Origin of the sequence: Phytoactinopolyspora halotolerans, assembly GCF_010550675.1 — a bacterium.
Lineage (GTDB): Bacteria > Actinomycetota > Actinomycetes > Jiangellales > Jiangellaceae > Phytoactinopolyspora > Phytoactinopolyspora halotolerans.
This window is the reverse complement of record NZ_JAAGOA010000023.1, coordinates 101401-119490: the sequence shown is the minus strand read 5'-3', so window position 1 is coordinate 119490 and position 18090 is coordinate 101401. Positions and strand designations below refer to the sequence as shown.

General features: G+C 67.1%; 18 protein-coding genes and 1 pseudogene. 11 read left to right on the top strand and 8 right to left on the bottom strand.

Annotated features, from left to right (window positions below):
- A pseudogene (locus tag G1H10_RS33415) lies at positions 1 to 127 on the top strand (IS630 family transposase); the annotation flags it as partial.
- A gap of 27 nt (positions 128 to 154) precedes the next feature.
- Here G1H10_RS33415 and G1H10_RS25775 read toward each other — a convergent pair.
- The 4 genes from G1H10_RS25775 to G1H10_RS25760 all read right to left on the bottom strand — a co-directional run bounded on the left by G1H10_RS25775 (position 155) and on the right by G1H10_RS25760 (position 2519).
- The gene (locus tag G1H10_RS25775; protein ID WP_163743353.1) at positions 155 to 760 is read right to left on the bottom strand and encodes a DNA-3-methyladenine glycosylase I; all 606 of its coding nucleotides are present in this window, start codon (positions 758 to 760) and stop codon (positions 155 to 157) included.
- Between the two features lie 24 nt (positions 761 to 784).
- Complete coding sequence (locus G1H10_RS25770; RefSeq protein WP_163743351.1) at positions 785 to 1072, bottom strand: YciI family protein; 288 nt, start codon at positions 1070 to 1072, stop codon at positions 785 to 787.
- 63 nt (positions 1073 to 1135) lie between these two features.
- Positions 1136 to 1699, bottom strand: coding sequence for a TetR/AcrR family transcriptional regulator (locus tag G1H10_RS25765; protein ID WP_163743349.1), 564 nt, complete (start codon positions 1697 to 1699; stop codon positions 1136 to 1138).
- Between the two features lie 232 nt (positions 1700 to 1931).
- Complete coding sequence (locus G1H10_RS25760; protein WP_163743347.1) at positions 1932 to 2519, bottom strand: hypothetical protein; 588 nt, start codon at positions 2517 to 2519, stop codon at positions 1932 to 1934.
- Between the two features lie 123 nt (positions 2520 to 2642).
- Here G1H10_RS25760 and G1H10_RS25755 point away from each other — a divergent pair, with 123 nt between their 5' ends.
- Positions 2643 to 3155: a DUF805 domain-containing protein gene (locus G1H10_RS25755; protein WP_163743345.1), complete on the top strand. Its 513-nt coding sequence runs from the start codon at positions 2643 to 2645 to the stop codon at positions 3153 to 3155.
- 16 nt (positions 3156 to 3171) lie between these two features.
- Here G1H10_RS25755 and G1H10_RS25750 read toward each other — a convergent pair whose 3' ends face one another.
- Positions 3172 to 4080 (bottom strand): LysR family transcriptional regulator, encoded by a 909-nt coding sequence (locus tag G1H10_RS25750; RefSeq protein WP_163743344.1) that lies wholly within the window; start codon positions 4078 to 4080, stop codon positions 3172 to 3174.
- A gap of 72 nt (positions 4081 to 4152) precedes the next feature.
- Here G1H10_RS25750 and G1H10_RS25745 point away from each other — a divergent pair, with 72 nt between their 5' ends.
- The gene (locus G1H10_RS25745) at positions 4153 to 5133 is read left to right on the top strand and encodes an EamA family transporter (protein WP_163743342.1); all 981 of its coding nucleotides are present in this window, start codon (positions 4153 to 4155) and stop codon (positions 5131 to 5133) included.
- A gap of 60 nt (positions 5134 to 5193) precedes the next feature.
- On the opposite strand, the gene G1H10_RS25740 is transcribed toward G1H10_RS25745, so the two are convergent.
- Together G1H10_RS25740 and G1H10_RS25735 are read right to left on the bottom strand one after the other, a co-directional pair.
- Positions 5194 to 6615 (bottom strand): FAD-binding oxidoreductase, encoded by a 1422-nt coding sequence (locus G1H10_RS25740; protein WP_216853666.1) that lies wholly within the window; start codon positions 6613 to 6615, stop codon positions 5194 to 5196.
- Positions 6612 to 7520, bottom strand: coding sequence for an alpha/beta fold hydrolase (locus G1H10_RS25735; protein ID WP_163743340.1), 909 nt, complete (start codon positions 7518 to 7520; stop codon positions 6612 to 6614). The genes G1H10_RS25740 and G1H10_RS25735 overlap by 4 nt, the downstream gene beginning before the upstream one ends.
- A gap of 910 nt (positions 7521 to 8430) precedes the next feature.
- Between G1H10_RS25735 and G1H10_RS25730 the strand changes: the two genes are divergently transcribed.
- Positions 8431 to 8802 (top strand): thioesterase family protein, encoded by a 372-nt coding sequence (locus G1H10_RS25730; RefSeq protein ID WP_163743338.1) that lies wholly within the window; start codon positions 8431 to 8433, stop codon positions 8800 to 8802.
- On the opposite strand, the gene G1H10_RS25725 is transcribed toward G1H10_RS25730, so the two are convergent.
- Positions 8803 to 9504 (bottom strand): TetR/AcrR family transcriptional regulator, encoded by a 702-nt coding sequence (locus tag G1H10_RS25725; protein ID WP_163743337.1) that lies wholly within the window; start codon positions 9502 to 9504, stop codon positions 8803 to 8805.
- A gap of 134 nt (positions 9505 to 9638) precedes the next feature.
- Between G1H10_RS25725 and G1H10_RS25720 the strand changes: the two genes are divergently transcribed.
- The 7 genes from G1H10_RS25720 to G1H10_RS25690 all read left to right on the top strand — a co-directional run bounded on the left by G1H10_RS25720 (position 9639) and on the right by G1H10_RS25690 (position 18088).
- A complete protein-coding gene (locus tag G1H10_RS25720; protein ID WP_163743335.1) occupies positions 9639 to 10832 on the top strand; it encodes a PQQ-dependent sugar dehydrogenase in 1194 nt (397 codons plus the stop codon).
- A 54-nt stretch (positions 10833 to 10886) separates the two neighbouring features.
- Positions 10887 to 11639: an SDR family oxidoreductase gene (locus G1H10_RS25715; RefSeq protein WP_163743333.1), complete on the top strand. Its 753-nt coding sequence runs from the start codon at positions 10887 to 10889 to the stop codon at positions 11637 to 11639.
- A gap of 249 nt (positions 11640 to 11888) precedes the next feature.
- A complete protein-coding gene (locus G1H10_RS25710; RefSeq protein ID WP_216853665.1) occupies positions 11889 to 12539 on the top strand; it encodes a TetR/AcrR family transcriptional regulator in 651 nt (216 codons plus the stop codon).
- A 306-nt stretch (positions 12540 to 12845) separates the two neighbouring features.
- Entirely contained in the window at positions 12846 to 13508 is a 663-nt protein-coding gene (locus G1H10_RS25705) for a (2Fe-2S)-binding protein (RefSeq protein WP_174264658.1), read from the top strand.
- Between the two features lie 10 nt (positions 13509 to 13518).
- On the top strand, positions 13519 to 14499 hold the full coding sequence (locus G1H10_RS25700) for an FAD binding domain-containing protein (protein ID WP_163743331.1): 981 nt from the start codon (positions 13519 to 13521) through the stop codon (positions 14497 to 14499).
- The gene (locus tag G1H10_RS25695) at positions 14496 to 16709 is read left to right on the top strand and encodes a xanthine dehydrogenase family protein molybdopterin-binding subunit (RefSeq protein ID WP_163743329.1); all 2214 of its coding nucleotides are present in this window, start codon (positions 14496 to 14498) and stop codon (positions 16707 to 16709) included. The genes G1H10_RS25700 and G1H10_RS25695 overlap by 4 nt, the downstream gene beginning before the upstream one ends.
- Positions 16710 to 16720: 11 nt before the next feature.
- On the top strand, positions 16721 to 18088 hold the full coding sequence (locus tag G1H10_RS25690; RefSeq protein ID WP_216853664.1) for a CoA transferase: 1368 nt from the start codon (positions 16721 to 16723) through the stop codon (positions 18086 to 18088).
- Positions 18089 to 18090: the final 2 nt, after the last annotated feature.

Below are 18090 nucleotides of genomic sequence, written 5' to 3'. Positions count from 1 at the left end.
CGACGTCCGCGCCTGGATCAACGAATGGAACACCAGCCCAAAACCGTTCACCTGGACCAAGGACGCCGACGAGATCCTCGAAACCCTCGCTGCATACTGCCAACGAATTAACGACTCACGACACTAGGCGTGGCGCGTCGCCGTTCGTGGTCGTTCAGCGGGGTGGTGTGAAATCACGGCGCCTATCACCGGCTAAAGGGCGCACGACACAGTCGGTGGAGTGGTCGTTGATAAGTCCCATAGCCTGCATGAACGCGAACACGGTCGTAGGTCCGACGAATCTCCAGCCGCGCCTCTTCAGCTCTTTCGACAAGGCGACCGAGGCAGGTGAGGCAGAGGCCGTCTGGGGTGGGTCGACCTGGTCCGGGTCTGGTTCATAGCGCCAGAAGAACGCCGCCAGAGAACCTGTCTCGCTTTCGAGGTCGACGGCCCTTCGGGCGTTGTTGATGACCGCGTCGATCTTGCCGCGGTGTCGCACGATCCCGGTGTCGCCGAGGAGGCGTTCGACGTCTGCTTCGTCGAATTCGGCTAGCGCCCGGTAATCGAACGCGGCGAACGCGTGCCGGAAATTCTGTCGTTTGGTCAGGATTGTGCGCCAGCTCAGGCCGGCCTGGAATCCCTCCAGGCTGATCTTCTCGAACAGCCGTTGGTCATCGGCGACCGGGAATCCCCACTCAGTGTCGTGATAGCTGAGGAATTCCGGAGCCGCGCCGGCCCAGCCGCAGCGCGGACGGCCATCGGGAGCGATGAAGTAGTCCATGTGTCGGTGTCCTCTCCGGTCCACTCAGTCGGTGAGGAAGGACAGGCGCGGGTCGGTCAGGTTCGGCTCGATCTCGATGACCTCCGCTGACACGACGTCGTGGACGACGAACGGGTCCTCGGCCACCCGAGCCCGCAGCGCCTCGGGCGTGATCCCTGTGGCGATGACCGCGCCGCCCTGCCCCGGCCGGATGCTCCCGACCAAGAGGAACACACCGTCGTCGACGCCACGGCGGATCCACTCCTGATGGTCTTCCACATGCTCAGGCGCCTGGGCCTTGTTGGCGGAGAAACGGAGCAGAACGACGTACACGTCGGTCTCCTTACTGAGTATGTCTGAGAGTGGACGTGGGGAATTCGCAGTCGGATCGGCCGCTCATGAAGTGGCCAGTTGCTGGGTCAACCAGGAGTTGAGGCGATCGACCTCACGCTGCGCATACGCGCGATCGTGGAACGCGTTCGACAGCGTTGCCACCCCCTGGCTGAAGGTCAGAACATGGAGCGCAAGGTCGTCGGCGTCAGCCGCTCGCCCGAGTTCCTCGAACTGTTCACGAAGCCAGGTGCGGAAGACGTCGAACACGCCGACCGCGTGTGTGCGGGAGGGGTGGTCCAGCTTGGCCAACTCGTTCGTCAGCGTCCCGACCGGGCACCCGTAGTTCTCGATGTCGCCCTGGTTCGTGATGACGATCTCGATGAACCGCCGCACTCGGTCGAGCGGGCCGGCAGATCCCTCGCTCCAGGCACGCAACATCTGCCGTGTACTTTCCAGGCGAGCCTGGATCACCGCATCCAGGATCGCGTCCTTGGTCTTGAAGTGGTAATAGAAGTTCCCACGGGAAATCCCGACGGCCTCGGCGATCGACGCGAACGAGGTCCGCTCGAACCCTTGCTCATAGAACAGCCGGTTCGCAGCATCCACAATCTGCTCGCGCGTACTCACCGTCTCCCACTTCACCTCATCCAGCTAGTTAGGACAGTCGTCCTAGCTAGCTGCTAAAATCGTAGGACATTCGTCCTATTCTCGCAACGCCCGTCGGCCGGCGCTCACCACTTGGCACCCACAGGTGAAGTTCCAGATCACCGGTGGGTACTCGTAACCTCAGGTCAGCGGCCTGGCGGGAGGTGAGTCGGGCGGCGGGCGCGGTCGACGCCGCGTCGCCCGGTGCGTGGTGTCATGGTGTGAGGCGGGGCTGGTAGACGTACGTGTCTTGGCCGGTGACCGTACCGTCGGGGCGGACGCGTGCGCGGCTGTGGACGTCCATCCGTGTGACGTCGCTCTGCGATCCCCAGTGCCACAGCAGGCCGGTCGGCTTCTGGAAGCTGCGCTCGGCGATCACCTCTACCTCATCGCCATCCGTGTTGATCCAGATCCGGCTTGCTTCGTACGGCCAGTGCCGTTTGCGCAGGCCGAGGAGGTACGTCGATGCGGTGTGCCAGATCGCCTGGGGGTCGTCGTGCGCCCCTGCGGATGTCGCGGCTGCGGCGCGTGCGGCGGCCGCGACATCCCGGGTCGTCTCGTTGCGCATGAGGCGGGGCCGCTGCCGCCGATGCACCTGGTCGGCGATCGTCGCCGCCAGGATGGTGGTGGTGATGATCACGGCGAACACGACCGGGTCCTCGGTGATGGCTCGCCGCGCACCGAGCGTGCTCCCGTCGTCCGCGCGTGGCATTCGATCGCCGTACAGCACGATGAACGGGACAATGATGGCAGACCCCAGGCTGAAGAACACGGCGAGCGCGGTCAGCGCTTCTGTGGTCACCGAACCACGGTCGCTCACTGGTCGTCTCATCTCGTCTCCGTGTGCACCGGGCAAGCGGCAGGGTCCTCTGATAGAAACAACAAGCGTATCCGTCCGTGCAGAACCGTCCGTGAAGGGACGTTGATGTCGGCTCTGTACCCACCGGAGGAACGTCGCCGGCTCGGTAGAAAGTATCGCTGGGCGGCGGCCGCGCTCTGGTTCATCGTCGTCTTCTTCGGTCTGGCCGTGCTCGGGAGCCTGGCGGGGGACGAGGCCGAGGGCATCCGTGACGACATCGATCCCGTGGTGGCGGTACTTGCTGGTGTGCTGCCTGGTAGCGTGGTTGTCTTCGCGCTGGCGGTCGTTCACAGCCGTAGCGCCGCCTGGAAGCGTGCCGCGCGCATCGGCGCCGCTCCGCTGTTCATGCGGGGAACGATCGCCGAGATCACGCATACGCGGCTGGCCAGCATCGTCAAGATCGCCATCGACGGGTCGACCCAATGGCGGTTCGACACCCGGGACAGGAACGACACCACCAGTGTGCCCGGCGACCCGGTCACCATCGAGCTCTATGGCACCGTCGGCAAGGTCCTGGGCGCCTACCGCAACGATCGCACCGGCCACGTTCGTGCTGTGGGCACTCGAATTCCCGGCTAGTTCGTGCACGTTCAGGTCATTGTCGGTGGCGGCGTTCCACTTCGCTGGCGACGTGCCGAAGGGCGAGCAAGACCCGTTGGACCGCCAGTCGCTCGGCCCGGTCGGGCCGCAGGACCGCGGAGATATGCCTGGCCGACGGGATGTCGGTCAGTTCCTTCAGAACGATCCCGCTATCGGTCGGGGTGGTGAACCGGGGCAGGATCGCGATCCGATGGCTTACCCTGACCAGTGATTCGACCAGGCGGTTGTCGCGCAGCCGTTGATCGATGGTCAGCTCGGCGCCGGTGACCTGTTCGATCATGTGCAGCACTGTGTCGAACGGGTACCCCAGGGGCACGCCGATCCACTCGCGATCGACGACATCCGCGGCCCGGACCGCGGCGACACCGGCCAACGGATGGTCGGCGGCCATCGCGACGTCGAGTGGCTCCTGTGCCAGTGGTACGACCGTCAGTCCGTCGGCGCCGGCCGGTCGGACGCCCGTGAGGCTGTGGGCGATCACGATGTCGTGGTCGGCGGCGAGGCCGGCGAACTCGGCCTCGGCGATGTCCACATCGCTGCACTCCAGCCGGATTTCGGTGCTGGCCAGGTCGGACATCACCTCCGCGAGCAAGAAGGTGGCCGCGCTCGGCAGAGCGGTGATGGTGACGGTTCCGGACGGCTCGCCGCGGTAGGCGTCCCAGCGAGCCTGTACCTGCTCGATCGCGGCAGCCACAGTCGAGGCACCGTCGGCGAGCAACCGGCCTGCTTCGGTGAGCCGGACACCACGGCCGGCCGGTTCGACCAATGTCATCCCGAACTCGCGCTGGGCGATCTTCAGCTGCTGCGAGACGGCGGACGGCGTGCGGTGCGTGGCGCGTGCGGCGGCCGTGACGCTTCCGCGCTCGGACAACTCACGCAACAGCTCGAGATGCCTGACGTCCATGTAGCTAGACTACACAGTAGATGTATTATCTTTCGCTTGTGCTTATACGTCCGCCTGCCTGATCGTTGACGTATGCCGATCCGTCACCGTCTGCTCGCGATGTCTGTAGCCGTCATCTGGGGCCTGAACTTCATCGCGATCGACGCCTCGCTCGAGCTCTTCCCGCCGATGTTTCTGGTCGCGCTCCGGTTCGCATTGATCGCGATCCCGACGGTGCTGCTGGTCCCGTGGCCGGATGTGCCGGTGCGATGGCTGGTTGGCTACGGGCTCGGCTTCGGGACACTGCAGTTCCTCTTCCTCTACTGGGGCATGGACGCGGGTATGCCCGCCGGCCTGGCGTCCTTGGTGCTGCAGGGCTCCGCGCCGTTCACCGTGCTGCTCGGCGCGACGTTGCTCCGGGAACGGGTGAGTGGGCGGCAGCTCGTCGGGATCCTCATCGCCGTCGGTGGGCTGGCCCTCGTCGGCTGGCAACGAGCCGAGAACGCCAGCATCATCCCGTTTCTCCTGACCCTGGCGGGCGCCCTGGGATGGGCGGCAGGGAACGTGTGCAACCGGCAGGCGAAGCCGGCCAACCCGCTGCATCTGACCCTGTGGATGTCGGTGGTTCCGCCCGTGCCGATGTTCATCCTCGCGATGGCGGTGGAAGGCCCGGCCAGGATCGGCACGTCGCTGAGCTCGTTGCGCGAGCCCACGTCGCTCGCGGCCGTCGTCGGATTGGCCTTTACCGTGCTGTTCGGTACTGTGCTCGGATCCGGCATGTGGACCTGGTTGATGGCGCGCTACCCCGCTGGAGTCGTGGCACCCTTCTCCATGTTGGTGCCGGTCGTCGGAATGACCGCGGCCGGGGTGGTCCTGCACGAAACGTTCAGCGCGGGGGAGATGTTCGGCGGTGCGCTCGTCATCAGCGGCGTGCTCCTGGGCAGTTCTCGCCGCAGACCGGCGGTTCGGTCCCACTCGGACTCCTTGAAACCGCCCGGCAGCGGCGAGACGAGCACGCTCGGCCCGCCGGGGACGCGCGGGCGTCAGCTTTCCGCCGACGGCCATCCGGCATGAGGTCGACCCGGAGCTCGCTGCTCACCATGGGTGGCATGCTGAGCGCCGTCGGCGCCTGACCTAGCGTGGCCGGATGTTGCGGTTGGCCCGGAAGAGATTGCCCGGATCGTACTGGGTCTTCACCTGCTGCAGGCGTCGGCAATTGTCGCGGTACGCGGCAACGGTTCTGGTGAGGTCATCCTCGGCCAGCTGGAAGTTGACGTAGTTCCCGCCGGTCGAGAACGGCCGGATCCGCTCCCATCCGTCCCGGACCGCGGCCACGATCCCGTCACCGTCGGCGTTCGGCGGCCACACTCCGGAGAATCCGCTGATGAACCGGGCGTCTCGGTTGCCGACCGCACCGCCGTCGTCGTGTTCGTTCAGCGCACCTTCGAGGTGGAAGATGACGGAGAATGACAGCGGCGACGCGACGTTCAGCGCGGCGTCACGGAACGTGGTGAGGTACTCGCTGGGCAGGGTCGGGAGGAACTCGGCCTTCCAATACTGGTTCAGGCCCTTGGGCTCCATGTCATCGAGCATCGACTGCTGAGCCACGTAGGGTTTCTCGCCGATGAGGTCGAAGATCGGATCCCCCAGGGCGCGAATCGGTGCGAGGTCGGCCTCGGTGGTCGGGCCGCTGTGGCAGACGAGTAGTCCCGCGACGGGCTGGAAGTGCCACTGCTCCGGTACGAACGGCGCCGGCGGTGCGAGCCTGATGATGGCGACGGCCGTCAGCTCGCGCGGAGCCGATGCGGTGAGCTCCCGATAGGTCGCGAGCACCTCGTCCGCCCGGTCGGCGCTCCATACCGCCAAGCCGCCGGTCACGGTCGGTCCGACCTGGTGCAGCCGGAAGCTGAAGCGGGTGACGACACCGTAGTTGCCGCCACCACCACGGACGGCCCAGAACAGGTCGGGGTTCTCCGCACGGCTGGCGGTCCGGACCGTTCCGCCGGCGGTGACGATCTCGACTTCTTCCAGATTGTCCGCGGCCCAGCCGAAGCGGCGGGTGAGGTACCCGAAACCGCCGCCGAGGGTCAGACCGGCGACTCCGGTCTCGGAGATGAACCCGAGCACCGTGGCGAGGCCGTGCTGCTGAGTAGCGCGGTCGACGTCGCGTAGCAGACATCCCGCACCGACGTGCGCGAGGCGGGCGGCCGGGTCGACGGTGACCTCGCGCATGCGGGACATGTCCAGGGTCAGGCCGTTATCGGCGAGAGCCGTTCCGGCGATGTTATGACCTCCGCCTTTGACGCTGATCAGCAGGCCATGGTCCGCGGCGAACCGAATGGTGGCGGCGACGTCGCGCGCCGATGTCGGCTGGACGACCAGCGCCGGTGTCTTGCTGACCCAGGCGTTCCAGATCAGCACGGCGTCGTCCCAGCTCTCGTCTCCCCGCCTGAGCACCGAGCCGTCGATCGCGGAGCTGAGCCGCTCGAGCTCGCTGGAGGACAGGGCGACACGCTCACCGTCGAGTCCGTTGACATCGAACGTCTTCGTTCTCACGATTCCTCCTCAGCGGATGTTCCGAGTGCCGTATTCAGCGCGGTCAGGAACGCTTGCGGCTGCTCCACCGCGGGGTCGTCGCGGCACTCCTCGATGACATGCAGCGGCCAGCCGTACCTGGCGCTGGCGTCCTCGGCGGTGTGCAGCCGTACCTGCAGGCCGTGCCGGCCATGGATCAGTGTGGTCGGCACGTCGATGCGGGCCAGGTCAGTGGACGGGATCGGCGGCATGCCCAGCCGCGTCATAAGACGCCGGAGCGCTGCCTGCACGCTCGGGGTCCGTGCGCGGTCCAGCGCATAGGCCAGCATCGGTTCCCACTGTTCTCCCGACTGCTCACCGGCGCGATCCATGTCGAGGAAGCATCGGTTGAACAGGCGGTCGCGGCTGCGCGGAGTAGGACGGGCGACGAAGCGCACCATCGGCAGCGCGAAGCTCGGTGCCGGTCGGAACCATCCCAGGCCCATCGTCTCCACCAGCACCAGCTGGGCCAACCGCTCGCTGTGCCCCGCCGCGTACCGTGCGGCGATCGCGCCGCCGAGAAGGTGGCCGGCAAGCACCGGCTTGGCCGCACAGGTGTGCTCGATCAGTTCGTCGACCCAGGCCAGCACCGTACTCGGGCCGAGGTGGGCGTCGTCCACCTCCGAGGCGCCGTGGCCGGGCAGGTCGGGGACGATGACCCGGTATGTCCTGGCCAGGTCAGGTACGACGTTGATCCAGATGGCCGCGAACTCGCCCTGGCCGTGCAGCAGCACGATGGGCGGTCCGTCGCCGCCCTCGAACACGGCGGTGGAAACCCCCGCCAACCGGAGCCGGCGCTCGGTCAGCGGCATCGCCGCCACCAGCTTCTCGCGTGCCTGCTGTCCGGCGTACCGTTCCGTACGTGCGGTTCTGTCCTGGCTGCTCATGGCGGCCCCCTTGGCTCCGGGCGTACAACGTCACTGTCGGTGCTCGGCCGGAGTGTCCGCATCGGTTGGATCAACCAAACTCGAGGCGACCGCGTATTGGGCAATTCTGTGTAGGAGCCGTGCATGGCCGGGAGGGGCGTTGACGCGCCTGAGAATCGCGGTAACCGGTAGTTCCCGCCCGAATCGCCAGCAGGCTGGAGCGTGACCCTCGGACTATGTCCTGCCCGCTGATGACTCTGCGCCGAGCAGGTTTTCATCTCTTATGCCAAGGACATGCTCCGCGAACGAAAGCCAATCGTGTACATCGCACACCCCATCATGTGGTGTTATCACACCATTACCCTGCCGCGTCTGCAGATCTTCCAACGTAGAGGCCGGGCCGCCCATGGGTGGCGGCAGGCGCAAGCAACCTGGCTCGTGAATGGACGATCACTGAGCGTGCAGCCCGGAACGACGTACCCGTCGGGTGGACCGGCAGGACATCAGTCGCGTGCCAAGAGCACAAGGTGAATCATGAGGTCGATGTGATCTCGCTGGTGGCCGGCGACACGCCGCATACGTCGTCGGCCACGGATCGCGTTGCTGGGAGAGCGAGCTGGTCAGGCGACGCTCGCGGTCTTCAGTCGCAGCGGCTTCAGTGACGAGCTGAGACGGATCCAGCATCGCCCTGATGTACTGCTGGTCTCGCTTGACGACATGTACCGCCGTGAGGCCCGCTGAGAGGGAGGTCCATGCGGCGACGGTGAAACCATCGTGTGCGGTTGCCGCTACGAGCGTGCCGAGCTTCGCGGCGGCGACCGCCGCCGTATGGTGGATTGATGCTTCGCGACGCAGGCCTTATCGATGAGGACGAGTTCAGGGCGCTGGGACCCACCAAAGTCGTCTTCACGACGTGCCGCGGCGGTGTTCGATGCGTCACGAGGTGACCGCCGCCGATACGGCGACCGCGCTAGGCAGCGGCGATGTGCCGGTGCTCGCCACCCCTCGGTTGATCGCCTGGATGGAGGCGGAGACGGTGCGGATCACGGCGGAACTGCTCGACGCCGATCAGACGACCGTCGGTACTGCCGTACGCATCGAACACCGCCGCGCCACGCCCGTCGGCGGCACCGTCGAGATCACTGCAACGCTGCCCAGTGACATCAGTGCTCATCGCCTGACCTTCAGCGTCCACGCGGTTGACGGCTCCGGGAATGTCGTCGCCACCGGTGAGATCGATCGAGCGATCGTCGATCGGGCCCGCTTCCTTGGGACGGCGTCGAAGACGGACGCCGACCGCTGATCAGAGAGGGGACGCCTTGCTCGCCACGCGATCGAGGAGTTCATCGAGGAGGGCGCGCTCACCCGGGCTGTAGAGGTCCACGACGTCGTCGAGCACGGCCTTGAATCCGACGGCACGCTGGGTCACGGTCGAAGGGCTGCTCGGTTCGGTCGCGATGATCGCGGCGAAGGTGGCGTCGCGCATACGGCCGATCAGGGAGAGGTCGCGATCCGCGGGTGGCATCTCGATGAAGCTCAGGGTGAGGCCGACCCCCGCAGCGTGGACCATGCTGACGGCTGTCTCGACGTCGACGAGGAGCCGGCCCGCGACGGCGATGCGTTCGACGAGCATGCGCAGACGTTGCAGTGCCCGCTCTGCGGCCTCGCTTCGATGCCCGGGCGTGGGCTGGCCGTACATCAGCAGGTAGTGCGCCGGGTTCTCCAGGCCGAACTGGATGTGCGTGTCCCACCCGGTGCGCAAGTCCTCGACCGGATCGTCGGAGAGGGCGAGGTTGTGCTTCTGCTCGAGATAGCGCGCGAAGCCGTCGGACGCGACCGCGTCGAGGAGTCCGTTCATGTCGGTGAACAGGCGGTAGATCGTCGGGGGCTGCACGCCGGCGGCCGCGCTCACGGCCCGGGTGGTCACTGCGTCGCGGCCGTCGCTCCGCAGCAGGGCGGCAGCGGCGTCGATGATCCGGCGGCGGACGTCGTCACGGTCGCTCACAAAATCAATGATAACAGCTATCTGTTAGCGACGGTTGCCGAAGCGTCGATATCGGCGTAGCGTTAGCGATGATAACGGAGGAGATCATGACTCGATCGTCAGTGAAACGAGCTGTTCCGGTACTTGCGCTCGCCATGGCTGTAGGTTTTGGTGTTTCCGCGTGCACCTCCGCGGACGGGCCCGGGGACGACCCGGACGAACCACGGGCACAGGCGGTGACGCCGACGTCGGATACGTCGGACATCCTGGAGTCACCTGACGGGTCACCGTCGCCGGATACCTCACCGACGGAGGGCGAGGCCTCGCCTACAGCGGGGAGCGAGCCGCCGGCGTTGACGCCGGGCGATCACACCGAACTGGTGACCGGCCTGGAAGCTCCATGGGGTCTGGCATTCTTGCCGGACAGCTCGGCGCTGGTGTCCCAGCGGCTGTCCGGTGAGATCCTCCGGGTGCCGTCCGCCGGTGGCGAGCCGGAGCTCGTCGGAGCCGTGCCGGGTGTCGAGACGAGTTCCGAGGGCGGACTGCTCGGTATCGTCGTGTCGCCGGACTTCGAGACCGACCGGACCCTATTCGCCTACGTCTCCGGCTCGCCGACCAACCGCGTCGTCTCGCTCCGCGTGGCAGAGGACTATTCCTCCCTCGACCAGACCGGCGTGCTGATCGACGGCATCGAGACGGCGGACCGGCACCATGGCGGCCGGCTGCGGATCGGCCCGGATGGTTACCTCTGGATCGGCACTGGCGACGCATTCCTGCCCGAGAATGCGGCGGACGACGAGTCGCTGAACGGCAAGATCCTCCGCATCGGGCTGGATGGTTCGATCCCGGAGGACAACCCGTCCGGTACTGCCGTGTACTCCAGCGGTCATCGCAACGTCCAGGGCATCACGTTCGGGCCGGACGGCACCGTGTACGCCTCGGAGCTCGGCCACCGCACCTGGGATGAGGTGAACGTGCTCCGCGCCGGGAGGGACTATGGCTGGCCGGAGACTGAGGGCGTCGAGGGTGACACCGGTGAGCCGCCGATCTTCACCATCCATCCCGACGACGCGTCTCCGTCCGGCGTCGCCTACGCCGGCGGATCGCTGTGGTTGGGTGCGCTCGGTGGACAGCGCCTCTGGCAGCTCCCGGTCGACGGGCCGCGCGCGAGCGGCGACCCGGTCGAGCACTTCGTCGGCGAGTACGGCCGCATCCGCACGGTTGAAGTCGCCCCGGACGGGGCGCTGTGGATTGTCACGTCGAACACTGACGGCGCCACCTGGGGCGGCACGGAGCCGCGACCGGGGGACGACCGCATCATCCGCATCGAGCTGGTTCCGAGCAGCTGACGGAACACCACGACATGAGAACAGGCCATCGAAGAAGAGAGACAAGGGAACGACATGAAGATCACTGGTAACACCGTGTTGGTGGCCGGCGGAACGTCCGGGATCGGCCGTGGCCTGGCCGTCCGGCTGCACGAGGCAGGCAACCACGTCATCGTCGCCGGACGACGCCGAGAACTGCTCGACGAGCTGGTTGCCGAGCACGAAGGGATGGAAGCCGAAGCCTTCGACATCACTGACCCGAACTCGATCCGCCAGCTGTTCGAGACGGTGACGGGGAAGTATCCGGATCTGAACGTGGTGTTCGCGATGGCGGGCGTCATGCGCCCGGAGAAGGTTCTCGACCCGGACTCGCTCGACGTGGCCGAGCTGACTGTCGCGACCAACCTGCTGGGGCCGATCCGTCTCGTCTACGCCTTCGCGCCGTTCCTTGCGTCGCAGCCGGACGCCGCGATCCTGACCGTCACCTCCGGGCTCGCCTACGTACCGCTGCCGCTGACTCCGACCTACAGCGCGACCAAGGCCGCTGTGCATTCCTATACCGAGAGCCTGCGCGAACAGCTGCGTGACACGTCGGTGCAGGTCATCGAGATCGCCCCGCCGCTCACCCGCACCACCCTCATGGGTAGCGCGACGGACAACGAGAACGCGATGCCACTTGAGGAGTTCCTCACCGAGGTCATGAGCCTGCTCGAGTCGCAGCCAGATGCCCGCCAGATCCTCGTCGAGCGAGTCAAACGGCAACGGTTCGCCGAGGTGAACGGCATATACGACGAGGTTCTCGCAATGCAGGCGAGTCGCACGAGCTGACGGCCTCAAGTCGCATGAGCTGGCGTCCTGCGGAGTCTGACGTCGTTCGGAGTTGAGGTCCGGCAGTTACGCCGGTCCTCAACGCTGTTCCGGCACACCGGCCTCGAACATGGTCTGCGTGCCCAATGGTTCTTACGGGTCAACCGGCGGCCCTTTGGGCGACGACGGGCATGCCGCTTGGTAAGCGCCGAGCGGAGCTGATCCCGATGTAGACTCGGCTGCACCGTTTGACGTGCGGGAGGCGAGGCGGTGGCGCGACGCGGCGAGGAGCTGCGAGAGCACATCTTGTGGGCGGCGAAGGACGTCTTCCTGGAGATGGGCTTCGAGCGTGCGTCGATGGATGTCGTGGCCGCGCGCGCCGCGACCTCGAAGCGATCCCTCTATGCGCATTTCGAGAGCAAGGACAGGCTGTTTCTCGCCGTCGTGGATCTCTCCCGGCAGCTCTATCTTGGCAGGCTCAAGACACCCGAGGCGTACAGCGAGGATGCCACGGAAGCGGTTGTGCTCTTTTGCGGTCGCTTCCTGCAGTTGCTCCTCCGGGAACCGGCCTTGCGGACGTGCCGCCTGGGCATTGCCGAGGCCGAGCGGCTCCCGGAGGCATCGGCTCAGTATCATGAGGCGATCTTCGGCACATCTCATGGCCGGCTGGCGGCCTACCTTAGTGAACGGTTCCAGCTCTCTGCGCCGGCGAGCAGCGCTGCCGCGTACGAGATCCTCGGCTGTACGGTGAATCCGCGGCTGTTCCGCGCCTTGCTTGGCGTGGAGAAGCCGCTGCCAGAAGAGGCCGACGAAACCACCCTTGCCAGTGACGTCGACCTCGCACCGATCCGGCGCGCCGTCGCGGAACTGTTGCCGTCCGGCGACGCCGACCGCGCGGAGGTGCACGGCGGCGATGCGTGAGCAGGTGTAGCGCAGCGTCAACGATGTCGTTCACCCGTAGGCCGGGCGCTACCGCCATGGCGGCGTCGAAGGGGTTCTTGAGCCGCTTGCGACCCTTGGTGCGGGCCCGCTCTTCACTGGCGACGTCGTGGCAGCTGGCAGCATGCGCGAAGGTCGTTATGAGGGGTCTTGTGGCATCGAGAAGTAAACGGTACAGTTGAGTTTACTTAGCCTTTCCGGCGGCAGGCGCTGCGATGTGCAACATCGCGGTGCACCCCCCCGGGCAGCTGAGATCCACGACCATTCGCCAACTCGAAACGAGGGCGCATGTCCGACGAACACCCCAACGCCCATCCACCGTCCACCGACCCTCCTTCTCAATTCTCCCGGCGCACATTCATCACCGCCGCCGCAGGTGGCATCGCCGCCGGCGGTATTGCCGCAGGTGGCGACGTTGCTGTAGGCACACCTCCATCAGGTACGGAACCTCCGGCGCTGCCCCCGTCGACGCACAGCAGAGTCACGCTGACCCTCAACGGAGCGCAGCGACCGGTCACCATCGACAATCGGACGTCGTTGCTGGACTTGCTGCGTGAACACCTGGGGCTGCCCGGCACAAAGAAGGGGTGTGATGCCGGTGCCTGCGGGGCGTGCACCGTGCTGGTGGACGGGCGCCGGGTGAATGCTTGCCTGACCCTTGCTGTGCGCCTTAACGATGCCGACGTCGTCACTATCGAGGGTGTCGCCCGGCGCGAGGCAGGCGAGACGAACGAACTCCACCCTCTCCAGCAGGCGTTCATCGACCGGGACGCGTTCCAGTGCGGCTACTGCACACCCGGCCAGATCATGTCTGGCATCGGATGCATTCAGGAAGGGCACGCTGACTCTCCGGAGGAGATCCGCGAGTGGATGAGCGGCAACATCTGCCGCTGCGGCTGCTACCCGAAGATCGTCCGCGCGGTCGAGCAGGCCGCCGCACACGGGAAATGAGGCGCTTTCGATGTTCCCCTTCTCCTACACGAACGCGTCCAGCCTCCAGGAGGCACTCGACCACGGCCAGCGCGGCGGCCGGTACATCGCCGGAGGCACCACTCTGGTGGACCTAATGCGCGAGACCGTCGAGCGCCCGGATGAACTCGTCGACATCAGCGGACTCCCGCTGACTGAGATCACCATGACCCCGCGAGGCGGACTGCGCATCGGCGCCCTGGCACGGATGGCCGATGTCGCCGCCGAGCCGAAGGTCCGCAACACCTACCCGGTCATCTCACAGGCACTGGAGCTCAGCGCCTCGGCGCAGCTGCGCAACATGGCCACCATCGGCGGCAACATCATGCAGCGCACCCGGTGCGCATACTTCCGCGACGTTTCGGCGGACTGCAACAAGCGCCTGCCCGGTTCGGGCTGCGCCGCGTTGCACGGATACAACCGTACGCACGCGATCCTCGGCACCTCCGAGTCATGCGTGTGTACTCATCCATCGGACCTTGCTGTTGCGCTTGCCGCGTTGGAGGCGGTCGTCCACCTCGTCGGGCCGGATGGGGAACGAGACGTCGCGCTCACCGACTTTCTGCTTCTCCCCGGAGGCACCCCGCACCGAGAACACGCCGTCCGGCCCGGCGAGCTCATCGCGGCCGTCGAGATACCTGCTCACCCGCGCCCGCTACGCTCTGGATATCTGAAGGTGCGCGACCGGCAGAGCTACGAGTTCGCATTGACCTCCGCCGCCGTCGCGCTGCATATCCGCGGCGGGGTGATCCGCGCGGCGAAGGTCGCCGCCGGTGGTGTCGGCACGGTGCCATGGAAGCTGACAGCCGTCGAGGATCACCTGATCGGTCGACGTCGCTCGCCCCAGCTGTGGTCCGCTGCGGCGGACCTGGCAACCGAAGGTGCCAGGCCCCTGGACCACAACCGGTTCAAGATCGATCTGCTCAAGCGTACTGTCGAACGCCAGCTACTCATCGTGGGAGGTACCGAGTGACGCAGCAACCGCATAGGGCCGTTGTCGGCACCGATCAGCCCCGGGTGGACGGTCGGCTGAAGGTGACCGGCAAGGCCAGATACGCTGCTGATCACGGCCCCGCCGAGGGCGTCGACGGGATCGTCCATGCCGTCCTCGTCGAGAGCTCGATCGGCCGCGGCCGCATCACTGGCATCGACACCCGGGCGGCGGAAAACCTCCCCGGCGTGCTGAGAGTCATTCACCACGGCAACGCGCCCCGGCTCCCGTATCGGGACAACCCGTTTCCGGACTCGATCAACCCACCGGGCGAGCGGCTGCGCGCGTTCCAGGACGACCTGGTGCGATTCTTCGGTGAGCCTGTCGGCGTGGTCGTGGCCACCACACTTGAGGTGGCGCGGCACGCCGCGCGCCTGGTCGAGGTCACCTACGACGTTGAGCTGCCCGTCGTCGACCTGTCCCGCGCCCCGGCCGACGAGCCGGAGACCTACGCGCGTGGTGACGCTGACACGGCATGGGAGGCCGCGGAGGTCCACCTAGAGATGACCTACCGAATGAGCCGCAACCATCACAACGCGATGGAGCCACACGCGATCATCGCCCGCTGGCAGGGCGAGCGGCTCACCGTCTGGGACAAGACCCAGTGGGTCGCCGACCCACGCAACGAGCTCGCCGCCGTGTTCGGAATCCCCCGGGAGGCCGTCCGGTGTCTCTCACCTTTCGTCGGTGGCGCCTTCGGCAATGGCGGGCGGACCTGGGTCCACTCCGCTATTGCGGCGCTGGCCGCCCGCGAGGTACGACGTCCGGTCAAACTTGTGCTGACCCGCAGACAGCAGTACTTCACGGCAGGCTTCCGGCCAGGATACGAGTACACGATGCGGGTGGGCAGCGATCGCCGCGGACGTATCACCGCGATGGTCCACGACGTCCGGGGCGAGTCATCCCGCTATGAGCGACACTCGGATGACCTGAGCATCGGGCGGATGCTCTACGCCATTCCTCACGTCCGCCAAGCGGTCAGGCACGTGCCGCTGGACATCAGCACTCCCACGTGGATGCGGGGTCCCGGATGGTCCAGCGCCGCCTACACGATCGAGTCAGCACTGGACGAGCTCGCGCACGAGCTGGAGATCGACCCGATCGAACTGCGCATGCGCAACGAACCCACCCAGGACCCGGCCACCGGGCAGCCGTTCTCCACCCGGCGGCTACGTGAGTGCTACGACGTCGGCGCTCGCGAGTTCGGCTGGCATCGGCGCAATCCGACGCCCGGTGTGGCCCGGGACGGCGACTGGCTGATCGGGATGGGTATGGCGGCAGGCGCCTACATGACCGAGCGCGCCGCGGCCCAGGCGCACGTCCGACTGGACGCGAACGGCACCGCGGTAGTCCAGTCCGCGACCAGCGACATCGGCCCCGGCACCCACACATCGATGACGCAGGTCGCCGCCGACGCCCTCGGACTGCCCATGGGTGCCGTGGAGTTCCGGCTCGGTGATACGGCGCTCCCACCGGCCCCGATCCAGGCTCTTGCCTGGACCATGGCCAGCGTCGGATCGGCCGTCCAGGACGCTTGCGACCGACTGCGACGGCGGGCCATCGCACTGGCCGTCGACGACGAGCGGTCACCGCTCCACGGCGTCGACCCTGACGACGTCGCCGTCGAACGTGGGCGGATGCACGCGCGGGACGACCCGAGCCGGGGGGAGACGTACCGGCAGCTCCTCGCCCGCAACAACCGGCCCTTTCTCGGGTTGACCGGCTCCTACAACCCGGAGGAGAGCCGGTTCTCCATGTACGCCTACAGCGCGATCTTTGCTGAGGTCGCCGTCGACGCCCGCCTGGGGCTGGTGCGCGTGCGGCGCATGCTCGGCGTATTCGATGCGGGCCGGATCATCAACCCCAGGCTGGCGGACAGCCAGGCCCTCGGCGGCATGATCGGCGGCATCAGCCAGGCGCTGCTTGAGCACACCGTCACCGACCATCGCGACGGACGAATAGTCAACGCCAACCTCGCCGACTACCTCGTCCCCGTCAACGCCGACATTCCCGACATGCGCGCAATCTACGTCGACAGCGTCGACGACAAAGCCGACCCCATCGGCGTCAAGGGCCTCGGGGAGATCGTCATCGTTGGCGTCGCTCCGGCGGTCGCCAATGCCGTCTTCAACGCCACCGGCCGCCGCATCCGCGACCTCCCCATCACGCCGGAGGCGCTGCTCGGCCTATAGGGTGGCGAACCATGGTGGACCCGGCCATGACGTTGCTGCGAGAAGCGTGGTCGGCGCTGGGCGGGGACCCGAACGGCGTAGACCTCGTGCAGTTGGCGGGCTCGCGACCCGGCCTGTTGCCGTCCAGGTTGCCGGCGCTTCCTGCAATGCTGGCGGCCGTCGGGACGTCGACGCTGGCTGCCTCCGTCCTCGATGCGAGTAGGTCGGGCCAGGATCCACTGCCGGTCGAGTTGGACGCCGAGCACGTCGCCGTCGCCGCGTGCAGCGAGCGATACGCCCGGCAAGAGGGGGTCGATGCGCCGGAGTTGTTCGCGCCGTTGTCCCGGTTCTGGCGAACGGCGGACGGCTGGCTGCGGCTGCACGCGAACTATGCCTGGCATCGTCGGCGTGCGCTGCGGGTGCTGGAGTGTGGCGAGGATGCGACCGACGTCGCCCATGCGATCAGCCGCTGGCCGGGCGAGGAGCTGGAGGATGCGCTCTTCGCGGCCGGAGCCTTGGGCACGGTCGTGCGGGATCCGGCCGACTGGGCAGCGCATCCGCAGGGCCAGGCGGTGGTCCGCGCGCCGTTGGTGCGGTGCGATCCCGGGCCCGGACCTGGCCGGCCGGTCGGCGCGGGCCGGCTTGCGTCCAGCGTCCGTGTTCTCGACCTTACCCGCGTCATCGCCGGTCCGGTCGCCACCCGGACGCTGGCGGCCTGGGGTGCGGACGTCCTGCGCGTGGACAGTCCGCACCTTCCGGAGATCCCGGTGCAGGCGGTCGACATGCTGCCAGGTAAGCGGAGCACGCTGCTGGATCTTGTGGAGCCCGATGGGCGACGGCGGCTGGAAGAACTGCTGGCCGCCGCCGACGTGGTGGTGCAGGGCTATCGTCCGGGTGCGCTGGCGAGGTTCGGTCTGTTGCCGCAGGCGTTGGTCGAGCGACATCCGCACCTCACGGTGGTGACGTTGTCCGCGTGGGGGCCGGACGGTCCGTGGGCGGAGCGTCGCGGATTCGACTCGCTGGTGCAGTGCGCGACGGGCATTTCCGTCGTCGAGGGCGATCAGGGCCGGCCCGGGGCGTTGCCTGCGCAGGTGCTGGACCACGCCACCGGCTATCTCGCCGCAGCCGCAGCCATGCTCTCGCTGGCGGGAGTCGAGCGTGGCCGGCCACCGCAGGTGATGTCGCTGTCGTTGGCGCGCACGGCTCGATGGCTGATGGAGGCCGCCGTGCCGGTGATCCGCGAGGACAACGACCAGGTGGACCCGGATCCCTACTACGTGACGCTGCGCGGCGCCGATAGACCGGTGCGTGTCATCCGTCCGCCGGGACGTGTGGACGGCTCCGAGCCGACCTGGACGGTCACCACCGAGTTCGGTTCTGATCGGCCTTCCTTCGGCTAGCG